The sequence below is a fragment of the Cellulomonas sp. P4_D11 genome (assembly GCF_056401915.1).
In genome coordinates, this window is sequence record NZ_JBFUIK010000025.1 from 1 (window position 1) to 17,205 (window position 17,205).

15 protein-coding genes and 1 pseudogene are annotated in these 17,205 nt (G+C 75.8%); 7 read left to right on the forward strand and 9 right to left on the reverse strand.

What is annotated here, in order from left to right; genetic code table 11:
• The 4 genes and pseudogenes from AC1DT4_RS15000 to AC1DT4_RS15015 all read left to right on the forward strand — a co-directional run.
• Positions 1–225 (forward strand): annotated as a pseudogene (locus tag AC1DT4_RS15000) (DUF4350 domain-containing protein); the annotation flags it as partial.
• Complete coding sequence (locus tag AC1DT4_RS15005; RefSeq protein ID WP_477090599.1) at positions 222–1,229, forward strand: AAA family ATPase; 1,008 nt, start codon at positions 222–224, stop codon at positions 1,227–1,229. The pseudogene AC1DT4_RS15000 and the gene AC1DT4_RS15005, both read left to right, overlap by 4 nt.
• A gap of 1 nt (position 1,230) precedes the next feature.
• Entirely contained in the window at positions 1,231–2,523 is a 1,293-nt protein-coding gene (locus AC1DT4_RS15010) for a DUF58 domain-containing protein (protein WP_477090600.1), read from the forward strand.
• Positions 2,520–3,680 carry a winged helix DNA-binding domain-containing protein gene (locus AC1DT4_RS15015; RefSeq protein WP_477090601.1) on the forward strand — a complete coding sequence of 387 codons (1,161 nt, stop codon included), beginning with the start codon at positions 2,520–2,522 and terminating at the stop codon, positions 3,678–3,680. The genes AC1DT4_RS15010 and AC1DT4_RS15015 overlap by 4 nt, the downstream gene beginning before the upstream one ends.
• Here the strand turns inward: AC1DT4_RS15015 and AC1DT4_RS15020 are convergent.
• Positions 3,677–4,666 (reverse strand): stage II sporulation protein M, encoded by a 990-nt coding sequence (locus tag AC1DT4_RS15020; RefSeq protein ID WP_477090602.1) that lies wholly within the window; start codon positions 4,664–4,666, stop codon positions 3,677–3,679. The two genes, AC1DT4_RS15015 and AC1DT4_RS15020, sit on opposite strands and share 4 nt — an antisense overlap.
• 50 nt (positions 4,667–4,716) lie before the next feature.
• Between AC1DT4_RS15020 and AC1DT4_RS15025 the strand changes: the two genes are divergently transcribed.
• Entirely contained in the window at positions 4,717–5,532 is an 816-nt protein-coding gene (locus AC1DT4_RS15025; protein WP_477090603.1) for an RDD family protein, read from the forward strand.
• Positions 5,533–5,557: 25 nt separating this feature from the next.
• Here AC1DT4_RS15025 and ahcY read toward each other — a convergent pair whose 3' ends face one another.
• From ahcY to AC1DT4_RS15055, 6 genes are all read right to left on the reverse strand, one after another.
• On the reverse strand, positions 5,558–7,048 hold the full coding sequence (gene ahcY / locus AC1DT4_RS15030; RefSeq protein WP_477090604.1) for an adenosylhomocysteinase: 1,491 nt from the start codon (positions 7,046–7,048) through the stop codon (positions 5,558–5,560).
• Positions 7,049–7,161: 113 nt separating this feature from the next.
• Positions 7,162–8,112 carry a cation diffusion facilitator family transporter gene (locus AC1DT4_RS15035; protein ID WP_477090605.1) on the reverse strand — a complete coding sequence of 317 codons (951 nt, stop codon included), beginning with the start codon at positions 8,110–8,112 and terminating at the stop codon, positions 7,162–7,164.
• Positions 8,113–8,152: 40 nt separating this feature from the next.
• The gene (locus AC1DT4_RS15040) at positions 8,153–8,356 is read right to left on the reverse strand and encodes a Trm112 family protein (RefSeq protein ID WP_477090606.1); all 204 of its coding nucleotides are present in this window, start codon (positions 8,354–8,356) and stop codon (positions 8,153–8,155) included.
• Positions 8,356–9,822, reverse strand: coding sequence for a phosphomannomutase/phosphoglucomutase (locus AC1DT4_RS15045; RefSeq protein WP_477090607.1), 1,467 nt, complete (start codon positions 9,820–9,822; stop codon positions 8,356–8,358). Before AC1DT4_RS15045 ends, AC1DT4_RS15040 begins: the two co-directional genes overlap by 1 nt.
• Positions 9,823–9,891: 69 nt before the next feature.
• Positions 9,892–10,170 carry a hypothetical protein gene (locus AC1DT4_RS15050; protein ID WP_477090608.1) on the reverse strand — a complete coding sequence of 93 codons (279 nt, stop codon included), beginning with the start codon at positions 10,168–10,170 and terminating at the stop codon, positions 9,892–9,894.
• Between the two features lies 1 nt (position 10,171).
• Positions 10,172–10,543: a DUF3499 domain-containing protein gene (locus AC1DT4_RS15055; RefSeq protein ID WP_477090609.1), complete on the reverse strand. Its 372-nt coding sequence runs from the start codon at positions 10,541–10,543 to the stop codon at positions 10,172–10,174.
• 75 nt (positions 10,544–10,618) lie between these two features.
• On the opposite strand from AC1DT4_RS15055, the gene AC1DT4_RS15060 reads away from it, so the two are divergent.
• Entirely contained in the window at positions 10,619–11,116 is a 498-nt protein-coding gene (locus tag AC1DT4_RS15060; RefSeq protein ID WP_477090610.1) for a metallopeptidase family protein, read from the forward strand.
• Between the two features lie 27 nt (positions 11,117–11,143).
• Positions 11,144–12,013 (forward strand): glycosyltransferase family 2 protein, encoded by an 870-nt coding sequence (locus AC1DT4_RS15065; RefSeq protein WP_477090611.1) that lies wholly within the window; start codon positions 11,144–11,146, stop codon positions 12,011–12,013.
• A gap of 21 nt (positions 12,014–12,034) precedes the next feature.
• On the opposite strand, the gene AC1DT4_RS15070 is transcribed toward AC1DT4_RS15065, so the two are convergent.
• Positions 12,035–13,669, reverse strand: coding sequence for a DUF5719 family protein (locus AC1DT4_RS15070; RefSeq protein WP_477090612.1), 1,635 nt, complete (start codon positions 13,667–13,669; stop codon positions 12,035–12,037).
• A complete protein-coding gene (locus AC1DT4_RS15075; RefSeq protein WP_477090613.1) occupies positions 13,666–17,175 on the reverse strand; it encodes a glycosyltransferase family 2 protein in 3,510 nt (1,169 codons plus the stop codon). Before AC1DT4_RS15075 ends, AC1DT4_RS15070 begins: the two co-directional genes overlap by 4 nt.
• Between the last annotated feature and the right edge of the window lie 30 nt (positions 17,176–17,205).

Sequence of the window (17,205 nt, forward strand, 5' to 3'; positions counted from 1 at the left end):
GGTGCCGCCCTGCGCGCCGGCGCGGCCTCCCGCAGCGCGGCCCGGTTGGGGCTGCCGCGGTCCGCGCCCGCGCCGCTGGTCATCGACGCCGTCGCGCGGGCGACCGGCCGGCGGCCGGCCGACGTCGAGGCCCTCCTGTACGGACCACCACCCACAGACGACCGGGCGCTGGCGCAGCTGGCGCGCGACCTGGACCATCTCGAGAGCGAGGTTCACCGAACGTGAGCGACGACAGCCCCCAGTGGACGGCGACGGCCACCCAGCCGGCGCACGAGCCCTCGCACGAGCTGCGGGCCGCCCTCGGCGCCGTGCGCACCGAGGTGGCCAAGGCGGTGGTCGGCCAGGACGCCGCGGTGAGCGGCCTGGTCATCGCGCTGCTGTGCCGCGGGCACGTGCTGCTCGAGGGCGTGCCCGGCGTCGCCAAGACGCTGCTGGTCCGTTCCCTGTCCGCGGCCCTCGACCTGCAGACCAAGCGGGTGCAGTTCACACCCGACCTCATGCCGGGCGACGTGACCGGGTCGCTGGTGTACGACGCGCGCACCGCGGAGTTCTCGTTCCGCGAGGGGCCCGTGTTCACCAACCTGCTGCTCGCGGACGAGATCAACCGGACGCCCCCCAAGACCCAGGCGTCCCTCCTGGAGGCCATGGAGGAGCGCCAGGTCTCCATCGACGGCACCCCGCGGCCGCTGCCCGACCCGTTCCTGGTGATCGCGACGCAGAACCCGGTCGAGTACGAGGGCACGTACACGCTCCCCGAGGCGCAGCTGGACCGGTTCCTGCTCAAGCTGGTCCTCCCGCTGCCGGAGCGCGACGAGGAGATCGAGGTGCTGGCGCGCCACGCCGCCGGCTTCGACCCGCGCGACCTGGCCGGCGCGGGGCTGCGGCCGGTGGCGAACGCGGCGATGCTGGCCCGCGCCCGGGCGGAGGTCGCGCGCGTGCAGGTGGCGCCCGAGGTGCTGGGCTACGCGGTCGACGTGTGCCGGGCCACCCGCCGGTCGCCGTCCCTGTCGCTCGGCGTGTCCCCCCGTGGTGCCACGGCGCTGCTGGCGACGTCGCGCGCGTGGGCGTGGCTGTCGGGGCGCAGCTACGTGACGCCCGACGACGTGAAGGCGCTCGCTCACCCGACCCTGCGGCACCGCGTCCAGCTGCGCGCCGAGGCCGAGCTCGAGGGCGTCGGCACCGAGAGCGTCCTCGACACGGTGCTCGCGTCCGTCCCCGTCCCCCGCTGACGTGGCGGTCACGTGGCGCGCGGTCGTCCTGGCCGCGCTCGGCCTCCCGGTGGTGCTCCTCGTGCCCGCCACCGGGACCGTGCTGCTGTGGACGCTGCTCGTCGTGGTCGCGTGCGTCGTGGACATCGCCCTGGCCGCGTCGCCGCGGCAGGTGGGCGTGCGGCGGGACGTCCCGGCGTCGGTCCGGCTCTCGGAGCGGGCCACGTCGACCCTGACGCTCTCCAACCTGGGCCGACGCCGCCTGCGCGGGCTCGTGCGCGACGCGTGGCCGCCCTCGACTGCCGCCCTGGTCGACCGGCACCCGCTCGACGTCCCCGCCGGTGAGGGGACCCGGGTCCGGACCGTGCTCGTCCCCACCCGGCGCGGCGACGCGCACGCCGACCGCGTGACCGTGCGCACCGTCGGGCCCCTCCGGCTGGCGGGCCGGCAGGCCTCGATGACCGTGCCGGGCCGCCTGCGGGTGCTGCCGGAGTTCGCGTCGCGCCGCCACCTGCCCAGCCGGCTGTCGCGCCTCAAGGAGCTCGACGGGCGCGCGGCCGTGCAGGTCCGCGGCCCGGGCACGGAGTTCGACTCCCTGCGCGAGTACGTCATCGGCGACGACGTCCGCTCGATCGACTGGCGCGCGACGGCCCGGCGCTCGGACGTCGTGGTCCGGACGTGGCGGCCCGAGCGCGACCGCCGGGTGCTCATCGTGCTCGACACGGGCCGCACGTCCGCCGTGCGCGTGCTCGACGCCCCCCGGATCGACGCGTCGATCGAGGCCGCCCTGCTGCTCGCGGCGCTGGCCACCAAGGCCGGCGACCGCGTCGAGCTCGTCGTCTTCGACCGCCGCGTGCGCGGGCGGGTCGCGGGGGCCACCGGCCCGCGCGTGATGGCCGCGTTCGCCGACACCCTCGCCCTGGCCGAGCCGGCGCTCGTGGAGACCGACTGGCCGGGCGTCGTCGCCCAGGTGCGCGAACGGCTGAGCCAGCGCGCGCTCGTGGTCCTGCTCACCGCCCTCGACCCCTCCGCCGTGGAGCAGGGGCTGCTCGGCGTGATCGGGCAGCTCACCGACCGGCACCAGGTCGTGCTCGCGTCGGTCGCCGACCCGGAGGTCGACGCGCTGCGCACCGACCGGGACGGCGCCGCCGCGGTGTTCGACGCCGCCGCCGCCGAGCGCGTGGGCCTGGAGCGCGCCGCCGTGGCCGTGCGGCTGCGGCAGCGCGGCGCGGAGGTCCTCGAGGCCCTCCCCGACGACCTGGCACCCCGGCTGGCCGACACCTACCTCGCGCTCAAGGCCGCGGGCCGGCTGTGACCGAGCTGCTCACGCGCGCGCGCCTCAACCGCGCGCTGCTCGCCCGCCAGCACCTGCTCGAGCGCCGGGCCGGACCCGCCGTCGAGGTCGTCGAGCACCTGGTCGGGCTGCAGGCGCAGAACGCCTGGTCGCCCTACGTCGGCCTCTGGAGCCGGGTCGCGGGGTTTCGGACCGACGAGCTGGCCGACGCGTTCTGGGACCGCAGCGTCGCCCGGATCGCGGTCATGCGCGGCACGATCCACCTGGTCACGGCCGCCGACGCGCTGCTGCTGCCAGGCCTCATCGCCCCGCTGTACGCCAAGGACCTCCTGGTCAACGCCCAGCACGCGGCCGGCCTGCGCACGCTGGACGTGCCCTCGCTCACGGCGGCTGCGCGCGAGCTGGTGGAAGCCGAGCCTCGGGTCACCACCGAGCTGGGCCGGCTGCTCGCCGAGCGGTGGCCGGACGTCTCCCCCAGCACGCTGGCCTACGGCGCCCGCGGCACGCTCCCGCTGGTCCAGGTGCCGCCGCGAGGGGTGTGGGGCCGCTCGGGCGCGACCACGTGGACGACGGCGTGGTCCTGGCTCGGACCGGAGCTGACCGCGGCCTCCCCCGACCTGACCGACCCGGCCGTGCTCGCCGCCGAGCAGGAGCGGCTCGTGCGGCGCTACCTCGCGGCGTTCGGCCCCGCCTCGGTGGCGGACGTGCAGAACTGGTCGGGGCTCACAGGGCTGCGCGCGGTGGTCGACCGGATGGACCTCGTGCGGTACCGCGCCGAGCCGTCGCCCGGGGCGGTCCGGGAGCGCGAGCTGCTGGACCTGCCGGGCCAGCCGCTGCCCGACCCGTCGGTCCCCGCGCCCGTGCGGTTCCTGGCCGACTACGACAACGTCCTGCTGGGCCACGCCGACCGCACGCGCATCCTCTCCCCCGAGCACCGGCCGCACCTGGCCAGCCCGAACGGCGTCGTCCCGGCGACGTTCCTGCTGGACGGGCGCGTGGCGGGGACCTGGGACGTGCCGCGGGACCGCACGGCGCGCGGGCCCGTCACGCTGACGCTGCGACCGTTCGCGCCGCCCACCACCCAGCAGCGGGACGCGCTCGTCGCCGAGGCGGAGGGCTTGGTCGAGCTGATGGCGGGCGAGGCCGCCGAGCGACGCGTGGTGCTGGTCGAGCCCTAGCCCGCCGTGGCCAGGGCGTACCCCGCACGGTCGGCCTCGAGGTCCCCGGTCTCCCCGGCCCGCACCGCGCGGCGCCCGAGCACGAGGACGTAGGCCCAGAACGCGGCGAGCGCGACGATGCCGATCCCGACCTTGACCGCCCACGGCAGCCCGGACCCGGTGACGAAGCCCTCGATCAGCCCGGAGACGGCGAGCACGCCGACCAGGCCGAGCGCGACGGTGAACAGGGCGCGGGCCTCCTCGGCCAGCGCCCGCCCGCGCGGCCGGGGGCCGGGATCCACCCACGTCCAGAAGATGCGGAGCCCGGCCGCGCCCGCGACGAACACGGCCGTGAGCTCGAGCAGCCCGTGCGGCGCGATGAGCTGCAGGAACACGTCCAGGTGCCCGTGCGCGGCCATCATGCCGCCTGCCGCGCCGACGCTGATCGCGTTGCTGACCATGAAGTACACCGGCAGGACCCCGGTGATCCCCGTGGCGATGCAGAGGGCCGTGAGCAGGGCGTTGTTCGTCCACACCATCGCGGCGAACCCCGCGCCGGGGTCGTAGTACTCGGCGAACGACTTGTCGACGTACTCCTGCTGCTGGCTCGGCGTGCCCATCGACGCGAGGGCCTCGGGCTGCGTCGCCACCCAGATGCCGGCCGTGACGGCGAGCAGGACGAACGCCGTGGCGACGCCGACGATCCACCAACGGACCCGGAACAGGGCCGCCGGCAGCGAGACGCCCACGAAGGCCGTGACGTCCCGCCAGCTGGGCTCGTGGGTGCCGGCGACAGCGGCACGCGCGCGTCCCACCAGCATGGACAGCCGCGTGACCATCTCCGGGTCGGGCGCGGCGGACCGCACCGCCGACAGGTCGGTCGCGACCGCCTGGTAGAGGCGCACCAGCTCGTCGGCCTCCGCACCCGTGCGGCGGCGCTGCCGCACCAGCTCGTCGAGCCGCGCCCAGTCGGCTGAGCGGGCCCGCTCGAAGGCGTCGAGATCCATGCGGCACAGCCTGCCATCTCGCAGGCCCACTCAGCGGTTACCCTGCCCGCATGGACGGCATCATCACGGGCGAAGGTGTCGTCCTCGACTCGCGGCCGGCGTCCGCGGCGAGCCGACTGCTGGCGGCACTGCTCGACCTCGTCGTGCTCGGGGTGGTCGTCTTCGTGGTCCTCATCGCGCTCGGTGCGGTGTTCTCGAGCCCGTCCGAGGAGGGCGTCCGGATCCTCGTGGTCGCGCTCTTCGCCACGGTGACGGTCGTGGTCCCGACGACGGTGGACACCCTGACCCGCGGGCGCTCGCTGGGCAAGCTCGCGCTCGGCATCCGGATCGTGCGCGACGACGGCGGCCCGATCGTGTTCCGGCAGGCGTTCGTGCGGGCGCTCGTCGGCGTGGGTGAGCTGTGGCTGACCTTCGGCAGCGTGGCGCTGATCTGCTCGATCGTGCACCCCCAGGGCAAGCGGATCGGCGACATCCTCGCGGGGACCTACGCGCTGCGCGTCCGCGGCGCGGCGCGCGTCCGCACGCCCGTCGTCATGCCCCCTGCGCTCGCGGGCTGGGCCCGCTCGGCCGACCTCGCCCGGCTGCCCGACGGGCTCGCGCTGTCCGTCCGTCAGTTCCTCGGCCGGGCCGCGTCCCTGCACCCCGCGTCACGCGTGCAGCTGGGCTCGCAGCTCACCGCGGAGGTGCAGCGGTACGTCAACCCGCTGCCGCCGCTGGGCACCCACCCCGAGGCCTTCCTCGCGGCCGTGCTCGCCGAGCGCCGGGACCGCGAGCTCACGGCACGCCTGCGCGCCGGGGCGCGGGACGCCGCGGAGTCGTCGCTGCTGCAGCGGCTCCCCCACGGCGTGCCGGACCCTCTCGACTGACGCCGTCCAACCCCGTGGACTGAGGTCAGTACCGGTAGTGCTCCGGCTTGTACGGGCCGGACACGTCGACGCCGAGGTACTCGGCCTGGGTCTTCGACAGCTCGGTGAGCCGCACGCCCAGGGCGTCCAGGTGCAGGCGCGCCACCTTCTCGTCGAGCACCTTGGGCAGGCGGTAGACCTCGCGGGCGTAGTCGCCCGGCTTGGTGAACAGCTCGATCTGGCCGATCACCTGGTTGGAGAACGAGTTGCTCATGACGAACGACGGGTGGCCGGTCGCGTTGCCGAGGTTGAGCAGGCGCCCCTCGGACAGCACGATGATCGATCGCTCGGGCCCCGAGTCGTCCGCCGGGAACGTCCACTCGTGCACCTGCGGCTTGATCTCCGTGCGCGTGATGCCGGGGACCGCCGCGAGCCCCGCCATGTCGATCTCGTTGTCGAAGTGCCCGATGTTGCCGACGACGGCCTTGTTCTTCATGCGCGCCATCTGCGCGGCCGAGATCACGTCCTTGTTGCCGGTGGTCGTGATGAAGAAGTCGGCCTGGCCGAGCACGTCCTCGAGGAGCGCGACCTGATAGCCGTCCATCGCCGCCTGCAGCGCGCAGATCGGGTCCACCTCCGAGACGATGACGCGCGCACCCTGACCGCGGAACGCCTCCGCGGCGCCCTTGCCCACGTCGCCGTAGCCCGCGACGAACGCGACCTTGCCGCCCATGAGCACGTCGGTCGCCCGGTTGATGCCGTCGGGCAGCGAGTGCCGGATGCCGTACTTGTTGTCGAACTTCGACTTGGTCACCGAGTCGTTGACGTTGATGGCCGGGAACAGCAGCCGACCGGCCTCCGCCAGCTGGTACAGCCGGTGGACGCCCGTGGTCGTCTCCTCGGTCACGCCCGTGATGTCCGCCGCGATCGTGGTCCACCGCTGCGGGTCGGCGGCGAGCGAGCGGCGCAGGGTGCCGAGGATGACCAGGTACTCCTCGGAGTAGCCCTCCTCGCCGGGCTGCGGGTCGGCCGGCACGGCGCCCGCGGCCTCGTACTCGACCCCCTTGTGCACCAGCAGGGTCGCGTCGCCGCCGTCGTCGAGGATCATGTTCGGGCCGGTGCCGCCGGGCCAGACGAGGATCTGCTCGGTGCACTCCCAGTACTCGTCGAGCGTCTCGCCCTTCCACGCGAACACCGGGACGCCCGCGGGGGCGTCGACCGTGCCCGTCGGGCCGACCGCGATCGCCGCGGCCGCCTCGTCCTGGGTGGAGAAGATGTTGCAGGACGCCCAGCGGACGTCCGCGCCGAGCGCGACGAGGGTCTCGATCAGCACCGCGGTCTGCACCGTCATGTGCAGCGAGCCGGCGATGCGCGCGCCCGCGAGGGGCTGCGTGGGGCCGAACTCGGCGCGCAGGGCCATGAGCCCCGGCATCTCGTGCTCGGCGAGGCGGATCTGGTGGCGGCCGGCCTCCGCGAGGGACAGGTCGCGGACCTTGTAGCGGCCGGGAAGCTCGGAAAATACCGCGGACGTGGACATCTCACTCCTGAGGGGTGCGCTGCGGTGGGCGGGCGCGACGAAGCGGGCTTCGTCGTTCGCGCCGGCGCGACCCCTCTCGGTCTGCGGGCATCACCCACGCCGTCCGGGCCATGCTAGACCTGGGTCGCGCCCGTCACACCGGCTTCCGGGGCCGAGCGCCGCAGGTCGGGCTCGAGGTAGATGACGGTCGCGATGGGCACGGCCGCGCGCACCCGGACCTCGGCCGCGTCGATCGCCGCCGCGACGTCCGCGGCGCTCTCGGCCGCGGACACCTCGATCTTGGCGGCCACCAGCAGCTCCTCCGGCCCCAGGTGCAGCGTGCGCAGGTGGATCACCGACGCGACGCCCTCACCCACCAGCGCACCCTCGATCGCGGCGACGTCCTTGGCGCCGGCGGACTCGCCGAGCAGCAGCGACTTCGTCTCCAGCGCCAGGACGATCGCGATGAGCACCAGCAGGATGCCGATCCCCGCGGTGCCCAGGGCGTCGAACTTCCCGTTCCCCGTGATCAGGGTCATCCCGACGCCGAAGAGCGCCAGCACGAGGCCGATGAGCGCACCGAAGTCCTCCAGCAGCACGACGGGCAGCTCGGGGGCCTTGGCGGTCCGGATGAACGACACCCACGACTGCTTCCCGCGGATCTGGTTCGACTCGTGGATGGCCGTGCGGAACGAGAACCCCTCGAGGCCGAGCGCGACCACGAGGACGACGAGCGGCACCCACCACCAGCGCCCCTCGATCGGGTGCGGGTCCTGCCACTTGTGCCACGCCTCGTACAGCGCGAACAGGCCGCCGAGGGAGAACAGGATGATCGACACGATGAAGGCGTAGACGTACCGCTCGCGGCCGTACCCGAAGGGGTGCGCCTCGTCGGCCTCGCGCCGCGCGCGCTTGCCGCCGACGAGCAGCAGCAGCTGGTTGCCGGAGTCCGCCAGCGAGTGCACGGACTCGGCCAGCATCGAGCTCGAGAGCGTGAGCAGGTACGCGATGAACTTGGTCACCGCGATCCCCAGGTTGGCGGCGAGCGCCGCCACGATCGCGCGTGTCCCGCCGCCGTGCGCCACTCGAGCTCCTCGTTGTCGGTTCAGCGGGACGGCGGGAGGGTCAGCCTCGGGCGACCGGGACGCCCTCGTCCACGAGGAGCACGGGGATGCCGTCGCGGACGGGGTACGCCAGCGGGTTGTCGGGGTCCGTGGACACCAGCGTCGGCTCGCCGTCCGGACCCACGCCGTCCACCAGCGTCGCACCCGTCACCGGGCAGCGCAGCAGCTCCCGCGCCCACGGCTCCAGAGCGCGCCCCGAGCCCATCAGGACTCCCCGTCCTGGCGCACGAGCGCGAGCACGTCGTCGCGGACCTTCTCCATGATGTCCTCGTCGGCCGCCTCGACGTTGAGCCGGAGCAGCGGCTCGGTGTTGGAGGCCCGCAGGTTGAACCACCACTGCGGATGGCCGTCCCAGTGCGACACCGTGAGCCCGTCCAGCTCGTCGACCTGCACCGGGCCGGCGCCCTGCTGGGTCACGTACGCCTCGACCACGCGCTCGCGCGCCGCCGCGACGTCGGCGACCCGGGAGTTGATCTCCCCGCTGGCCGAGTACGGCTGGTACTGCTCGGACAGGGCCGACAGGGGGTGCGGCTGCCCCCCGAGCGCCGCGAGCACGTGCAGCGCCGCGAGCATGCCGGTGTCGGCGAAGAAGAAGTCGCGGAAGTAGTAGTGCGCGCTGTGCTCGCCGCCGAAGACCGCGTCGTGCTCGGCCATCTGCGCCTTGATGAACGAGTGGCCGACGCGCGTGCGGACGGTCGTCGCGCCGGCCGCACCGAGCAGGTCCGGCACCACCTGGGACGTGATGAGGTTGTGGATCACGGTCGGCGTGCGCCCGGCGGCGCGCTCGCGCTCCACCTCGCGCAGGCCGACCAGCGCCGTGATGGCGGACGGGCTGACCGGGTCGCCGTGCTCGTCGATGACGAAGCAGCGGTCCGCGTCGCCGTCGAACGCCAGGCCCAGGTCGGCGTCGTGCTCCACGACCGCCGCCTGCAGGTCCCGCAGGTTCTCGGGCTCCAGCGGGTTGGCCTCGTGGTTGGGGAACGTGCCGTCGAGCTCGAAGTACAGGGGCACGACGTCCAGCGGCAGTGCCGGCAGGCCGGCGCCGGTCCCCAGCACGGCCGGCGCGGTGAAACCCCCCATGCCGTTGCCCGCGTCCACGACGACCTTGAGCGGGCGGATGCCCGACAGGTCCACCAGCGAGCGCAGGAACGCCGCGTACTCGGCGAGCATGTCGCGGTCCTCGACCGTGCCGCGCTGCGCGGCGTCGACCTCGGGCACAGAGCCTGCGGCGAGGTAGTCGCCCGCCAGCTCGCGCACCGTCGTCAGTCCGCTGTCCTGGCCGACCGGACGCGCGCCCGCCCGGCACAGCTTGATGCCGTTGTACTGCGCCGGGTTGTGGCTCGCGGTGAACATGGCGCCGGGGATGCCGAGCGCGCCGGAGGCGAAGTAGAGGCCGTCCGTCGAGGCCAGGCCGATCCGGATGACGTCGACACCGCGCACGGCCAGGCCGTCGGCGAACGCCGCCACCAGCTCGGGGCCGGACGGGCGCATGTCGTTGGCGATGACCACCTGGGGGCGCTCGGTGGCCTCGGGGAGCACGACGACGTCCGCGAACGCGGCGCCGATGGCCCGGGCGACGGCGGGGTTGAGCTCGTCGGGGACGACACCCCGGACGTCGTAGGCCTTGATGAGGGCAGTCAGATCGACACGGTCGGCTGCAGGGGAGGTCACGCCCTCATCGTACCCGGGGCCCTCCGGCCGCCGGGGAGTGGCGGCCGTCACACCGGGGCCGCGGGCACCTCAGTCGTCGTCGCCGCCGACGACCTCGGACCGGTCCAGCGGAGTGCCGTCACCGTCGAGCGCGAACCAGTTCCGCTGCTCGCAGGCAGGGCACGAGACGAAGACCACCTGCCGGCCGTCCGTGAGGGCCATGCGGATCCGGGTCAGGTCCGTCTCGCCGCACCGCAGGCACGCGGCGGAACCGAGCACGGCGGGTCCGGCCGGCTGGCTGATCGAGCCGAGCGGCTCCCCCGCGCGCTCCGCGCGGGCGCGGGCGGCCTCCCCCTTGCGGCGGGCCACGTCAGCCCTCGCCCCGCAGCACCCGCAGGTGCCCCCGGCGGGGAGCCTCGTTCAGGGCCGCGCCGACGGCCTCGGACAGCGCGACAGGCTCGGGCTCCGGGCGCCGGCCCGCCTCGCGCACCGCGTCGGCCAGCGCGAGCAGGTCGTCCTGGCTGGGCGGGGCGGCGGCGAACTCGGGCGTGAGCCGGACGACCTCCCAGCCGCGCGGCGCGGTCAACCGCTCCGCGTGCTCCACGCACAGGTCGTACGAGTGCGGCTCGGCGTGCTGCGCCAGCGGACCGAGCACGGCGGTCGAGTCGGCGTACACATAGGTCAGGGTGGCCACAGCGGCACGGCCACACGCCGTGCGCGTGCACTGCCTCACGGATCTCACGCGCTGACCGTACCCCCGGCCGCCCACAGCCGTGCCTCCCCACGCCGTCGCCCCCGCGCGATCTACAGTGCTGTGGTGAGCACCTCGCCCCTCCCGCCCGCGCGCCGCACGCCCGGCGTGGGCCGTCGGACGCTCGCGGTCCCGACCATGACGGTGGCCCCCGTCCGGCGGCGCGACCGGCGCGGCCGCGGACCCCGCGGCCCCCTCCTGCCCAGCTCCATGCCCGCCTACCGGACCCGGGCCGAGCGGTTCGACGACCTCGTCCTCGACGCGGTCGAGCGGATCGAGCGCACGTGGTCGCGCCAGCTCGAGGGCACCGAGTTCGCGGTCGAGGACGTGCCGCCGTCCAACCCGGCGCCGTGGGAGCACGGCGGGGTGCCCCTCGGCCGCTACTTCCCGGCCGACGCCGGGCTCCCGGCACGCATCGTCGTGTACCGACGCCCGGTCGAGTCCCGCGCGACCGACCCGCTCGATCTCGCCGACCTCGTGCGCGACGTCGTCGTCGAGCAGGTGGCCCACATGCTCGGGCGGTCGCCGGACGACGTGGACCCCCTGTACGGCGACACCCACTAGGGCGATGGCCATTACCCTGTCCGGACGATGAGCACCGCCCTCCCCCACTCCTCCCCGGCCACCGTCCGCGTCGTCTGCGTCGTCTACCACCCCGGCGAGGAGCTGGCGACGTTCGCCCGCACCCTCCGCACCGCGTCCGCCACCGCCGTGGAGCTCGTCATCGTCGACAACGGCACGGACCCGACCGTGGCGCGCGAGGTGGCCGACGAGTTCGGGGCCGTCCTCGTCGCGAGCGGCGGCAACCTCGGGTACGGCCGCGGCGCCAACCTCGGTGCGCAGGGGGCGCGGGCGCCGTGGCTCGTCGTCGCGAACTCCGACATCGAGTGGCAGCCCGGGTCGCTGGACACGCTCGTCGCCGCCGGCGAGGCCCACCCGACAGCGGGCTCTCTGGGCCCCGCGCTGCTCAACACCGACGGCACCGTCTACCCCTCCGCGCGCGAGCTGCCGTCCCTGACGCAGGGCGCCGGGCACGCCGTCTTCGTCCGGCTCTGGCCGGGCAACCCGTGGACCCGTCGGTACCAGGCCCACCAGCAGAGCACCGGCGGCCAGCGACCGGCCGGCTGGCTCTCCGGCGCCTGCCTGCTGCTGCGGCGCGAGGCGTTCGAGGCGGTCGGCGGGTTCGACGACGACTACTTCATGTTCTTCGAGGACGTCGACCTGGGCGAGCGGCTCGGCCGCGCGGGCTGGACCAACCTCTACGTGCCGCAGGCCCAGGTCACGCACGTGGGTGGGACGTCGTGGCGGGACAAGCCGGCGACCATGATCTCCGCCCACCACGCGAGCGCCGCCCGCTACGTCCGGCGCCGCTACCCGCGCTGGTACCAGTGGCCCGTCCGGCAGGCTGCCTCGCTCGGGCTGCGCCTGCGAGAGCGCTCGGAGCTGCGCGCGGCGCGCTGAGCAGAATCGGCGCGAGCGGCGTCAGCGGGTCCCGAGCCGCGCGTCCTCACGGACCGCGACGTCGGGCGTGGTGCGCGGCACGGCGACCGGGTCGAGCACCGAGACGAGGATGCCGTCCGCCTGGGTCACCTCGGAGACGAGCGCCCACGCGAGCGCGACGTCCGCACCGTCGTCGGTCACCAGGTCCACCCCGACAACCTTGCCGATGGGCGGCGGCACGTCCGCGGGAGCCGCGGGGTCCAGGATCACGACGTCCCCGGTGCCCGCCGCGAGCGACTCGACGTTCCAGGCGCCGGTCGTGCCGGCGCTCAGCCGGACGTCCCGCTCGACCAGGACCGTCCCGCCGGCGCCCAGCAGCCGGAGCGTTCCCGTGGCGTCACGGCCCGTCGTGGGGTCGAGGTGCGAGGAGACCGCGCCGATCACGAGGATGCCTCGCGTGCCGGTGGGCACGGCGACGACGCCGCTGCGGCCGACCGCGGTCGACGCGGCCCACGCCCGCTCGGTGCTGGGGACGTCGTCAAGCTCGCCGATGGAGCCGGGGCGGGTGACGACGGCCGCGGCGAGCACCGGCCGGTCGGCGTCGACGATCGCCGTGTAGGCGCCCGCCGGGAGCCCGCCGAGGGGCACGTCCGTGACCTCGCCCGGGGCGAGGGCCACGGAGTCCGCGCCGGGGAGCTCGGTCACCCCCGCGGGCCCGAGCAGCGTGACGTGCGCGGTCGTGCCGAAGTCGCCCGGGACCAGGAGCCGCAGGGCCGGCGCGGTGGCGTCGCCGACCGCGGAGGCGACCACCGCGACCCCGGGCACGACCTGGCGCTTCGAGGGCGCCGCGCCGGGCACCACCAGGTCGGTCCCGGCCGGCGTGAAGCCGTCGATCGCGGAGTCCTGGACGTGCGCGGCGACGCGGCCGCCCGTGGCGGAGACGTGCACCGCGAGCCGGCGCTGCTCGGCGGCGATCCCCCCGAGGACCACGACGCGCTCGGTCCCGGGCGCGACGAGGAACCGCTCGCCGGTCAGGTCGACCGGGCCCGACGGACCCCAGATCTCGATCGTGACCTCGGCGGGCGTCGACCCCGCGTTGTCGAGGACCAGCTGGGCGGTGCTGGACAGGTCGGTCGCGCCGCCCAGCAGCCAGGCGGCCGCCACGGGCTGCTGGCACGAGGCGGCGGACAGGCCGCGCAGGTCGCCCGCGGTCACCAGGCCGGCGCTCGCCGCGGCGACCCGCGCGGGAGCCGCACCGGGCTCGGCGCGGACCACCTGCGGTCCCGCCACGCCCGTGACGACGGCCGAGCCGCCCCCGGCGTCGAGCGTCGCGGTGGTGGCCGAGCGGTCGAGCGGACCGACGGTGCCGGCGGCGCTGCCGTCGGCGTCCGGCACGGACGTCACCGCCGTGACGGTGGTGACCGGGTCGACGGGGGTCGGGTCGAACGCGGAGTCGCCGCGTCCCGTGTCGTCCGGCTGGATGAGCGGACCCGGGCAGACCAGGGTCGTCGCGGCCGGCGGGACCGCGACCTTCGTCGGGGGGACGTCGGCCTCGTCGGCGCCGGGGAACCGCGCGCCCGCGACCACGACGACGACCGTCAGGCCGAGGACCGCGATCCCGGACAGGCCCCGCGCCGTGCGTCCGAGCCACACCTGCTTGCGGGAGAGCTCGCTCATGTCCGCACCCCCCGTCGGCGCCGCACCGGCACCGCGAGCAGCAGCGTGACCAGCGCGACCAGGCTCTGCACCGCGAGCCAGGGGGTGCGGGCCGGGCTGTCGAAGCGGACCACGAGGTCTCCACCCTCCGCGCCGAGCGCGAACGTCTGGCGCCAGCCGCCGTCGACCGCCCGGACCGGGACGCCGTCGAGCCAGGCGTGCCAGTGCGGGTCGGAGCGCTCGGCGAGCACGAGCAGCCGGTCCGCTGCGCCGGCCGCCACGACCGTGTCCACGGCGCGGTCCGCCGACGGAACCGGCACGGCGGTGACGGTGGGGTCGGTCACGTCGGCGCCGGCCGGCACGAGGCGGGCCCACGAGGGGACGACCGTCGGGGCGGCGACGCCGGCGGCGGGGGCGGTCGCCTGCACGCGCCAGAACGTCCCCGACGCGTTCTCGGTGACGCGCTCGAGCCCCGCCGTGGAGTCGAGGCGGCTCACCAGCTCCTCACGCTGCGCCGCGGCGACGGACGGCTCGACGTCGCCGAGCTCCGTGGGCAGCGGCGGGACCAGCACGTCGGCGACGGCGAGCGAGGCCAGCTCGCCGGCGACGTCGCCCGTCGCGGCCGTGGCCAGCTTCGCGACCAGGGTGTCGACCTCGCTGGTGGCGGCGTCGTCGGGCATCACCTCGGGCGTGAGCAGCTCGCCGCCCACCGTGCGCGTCGTCCCCGCGGCGGCCTGGTCGACCAGCTGGGGTCCGTCGCCGCGCAGGAGCTGCCAGGTGACGGTCGTCGACTCGCCGGCCGGCTCGAGCCCGACCGCGAGCACCCGCGAGGCGAGCGGCGAGTCCTGCGCCTGCTGGCCGACCGCGGGGACGACCAGGCGCTCGACGGGCCGGAGCCCGACGGCGTCGCCGGTGCGGGCCTGCCAGGTCCAGGACCCGAGCCACGCCACGGGCACCGCGACGGCCACGAGGGCGACCACCGCGACGAGCGGCTGGCGCCAGCCGAAGGTGTAGTGCGTCATCCGCTCGCGCAGCCGGTCGGTGCCGATCACGGCCGCGGTCAGCAGGCCGGCACCGGCGAGCGAGAGCGCGGGGCCGGCCCACCCGTGCACGACGACGCCGTCGGACCCCGCGACGGGGATCGCCACGACGACCGCGGCGGTGGCGAGGCCGAGCGCCGCGACCACCCAGGCGCCGCGCACGGCCCGCGCGACGGGGGCGCCGCGCAGGAGGGCGAGCACCGCCAGGGCCAGCACGACCGCGCCGGTCGCGACGGGCCAGACCCAGGCGACCACGGTGGGCAGGCCGGCCGGGACCAGCGCGGACGGGTCCGCCGGCACGCCGAGCAGCCGGCTCACGGGGTCGGCGGCCGTCGACGCGGCCGCCAGGCCGGGGTCGGCCACGAGCAGGCGCCAGCCCTCGATCCCGCGACCGCCCGCCTCGAGCAGCGTGGGGCCGAGCAGGGCGAGGGCCGGCAGGGCGACGAGGAGGACCCGTCCGCGGCGGCGCGGCGCGCAGAGGGCGACGACGCAGAGCGCCAGGAGCCCGGGCACGAGCAGGCCGGGCGCTCCGGCCACGACCACGGCGAACGCGATCGCTGCCGCGGCGGCCGCGGAGATCGAGCCGGTGGGATCGGGGGCGCCGACGCGCTCGGGCGTCGGGGCGTCGTCGTCGCCCGGTTCCGGGGGCACGTCGCCGGACGCGCGCGGGGTCGGCACCGTGGGCGTCCCGCGCACGGGCGTCGCCACGTCGGCCTGGTCGACGTCGTCGTCGCGCTGCGCGGTCGCGAGGCCCGAGAGGACCTGGTCGACTCGCTGGACGCCGACGGCCCGCGCCAGCCCGAGGGCGACCCACGGCAGCGCCACGTGCGCCACGACGGCGCCGAGACGCCCGTCGCCGAGGCCGAGCAGCAGGGCGGGTGCCCCGGCCCACACGACCGCGGCCCACGCGCGCACGCCCACCGAGCGCGTCGCGGCACCGGCGGCGGCCCAGGCGCCGAGCCCGGCGAGCAGGACGGAGCCGAGCAGCAGGAGGGCGACGGCGGTCGACAGGGACCCGCCGAGCACGACGGTCGGCACCGTCAGCGCCGTGAGGAGGGCGTCCGCGGGACCGGGCCCGCCGAGGCCGCCGGCCACCCAGCCGGACGACGCGGCCGACCACAGCTCGCCCAGCCGGGCGGAGGCAGGCAGCAGGGCGTCCCCGACGAGCCGCGCACCACCGGCGACGGGCGCGAGCAGGGGGCCGAGGGCGATCGCGACCACCACGACCAGCACGGTGGCCACCGCGGCAAGGGTGGCGCGGCGGCGCGTGGCCAGTCCGGCCAGCTCCCGCAGCTCGAGCTCGCTGGGTGCCTGGACGACGCGACGGGCCTCGGCCCGGGCCAGCCGGCGGTCGCGGGCCTGCGACCAGACGTCCCGCCAGCCGGCCTGCAACGGCCGCAGCGCGCGGCGCGGCAGGCGGCGGCTGCGGGTGGCTCCGACGCGCGCGCGCAGGACGCCGTCGGGCCGCGCGAGGGCGACGAGCGCCGCCCGGACCTCGTCGACAGCCAGGCCGGGCTGCTTGACGGCGAGCTGCATGAGCGCGCGGACGACGGAGCCGACCAGCGCGAGGACGGCCACCACGGGCACGAGCAGCGCGGGCGCGGAGACCAGCCGGCTGTGCACCAGCGCGCGCCGGCGGGCCGCGAACGACCGACGGGGATCCGCGCGGTCGTCCTCGCCGTCGCCGTCACGGTCGACCGGGTCGCTCTCGAGGGCCGTCGAGCGCAGCCCCAGGTACCCGGCCTGGGCGTGCCGCACGACGGCGGACGGGACGACGATCACGCGGTGCCCCGCCAGGCGGGCCCGGCGGGAGAGGTCGAAGCCGTCGCCGAACGGTCCGAGCAGCGGGTCGGTGCCGCCCAGCTCGTCCCAGACGTCGCGCCGCACCAGGGCGCCGGCGATGCCGACCCCGAGCACGTCCTCGCGGCCGTCGTGCTGCCCCTGGTCGAGCTCACCCGGTTCGACGTCGGTCATCCGGCGGCCCGAGCGCGACGTCCGGACGCCTACCTCGAGCAGCCGCTCCGGGTCGGTCCAGGTCCGCTGCTTGACGCCCGCGACGCCGACCGACCGGGCGTGGCCGACCGCGCGGACCAGCTCCGCGAGAGCGGTGGGCGCCGGCGCGCTGTCGTCGTGCAGCAACCACAGCCAGCTCGTCGCCAGGCCCTCGTCGGTCTCGAGCGCCCGGCGCACCGCGTGCCCGAACGTGCGCGCGCCGGGCGCGCGCACGACGTGCAGCGCCGGGGTCGGCGATCCGCCCGCGGCGGCGAACGTGCTGGTCAGGAGGGTCGAGATCGAGTCGTCGGCGGCGTCCGAGACGTCCACCAGGAAGACCCGCAGCGGCCGGCGCGTCTGCGCCGCGAGCGCCACGAGCGTGGGCGCGAGGTACGGGGTGCGACCGCGGGTGACGACGACCGCGGACACCGGCGTCGTCACCGGTGTCGAGGAGGTCGCGGTGGGGAGGTCCACCGGAAGGAGCGTGTCAGTCATGCTCGGCACATCATGCCGTCGCGCGGGACG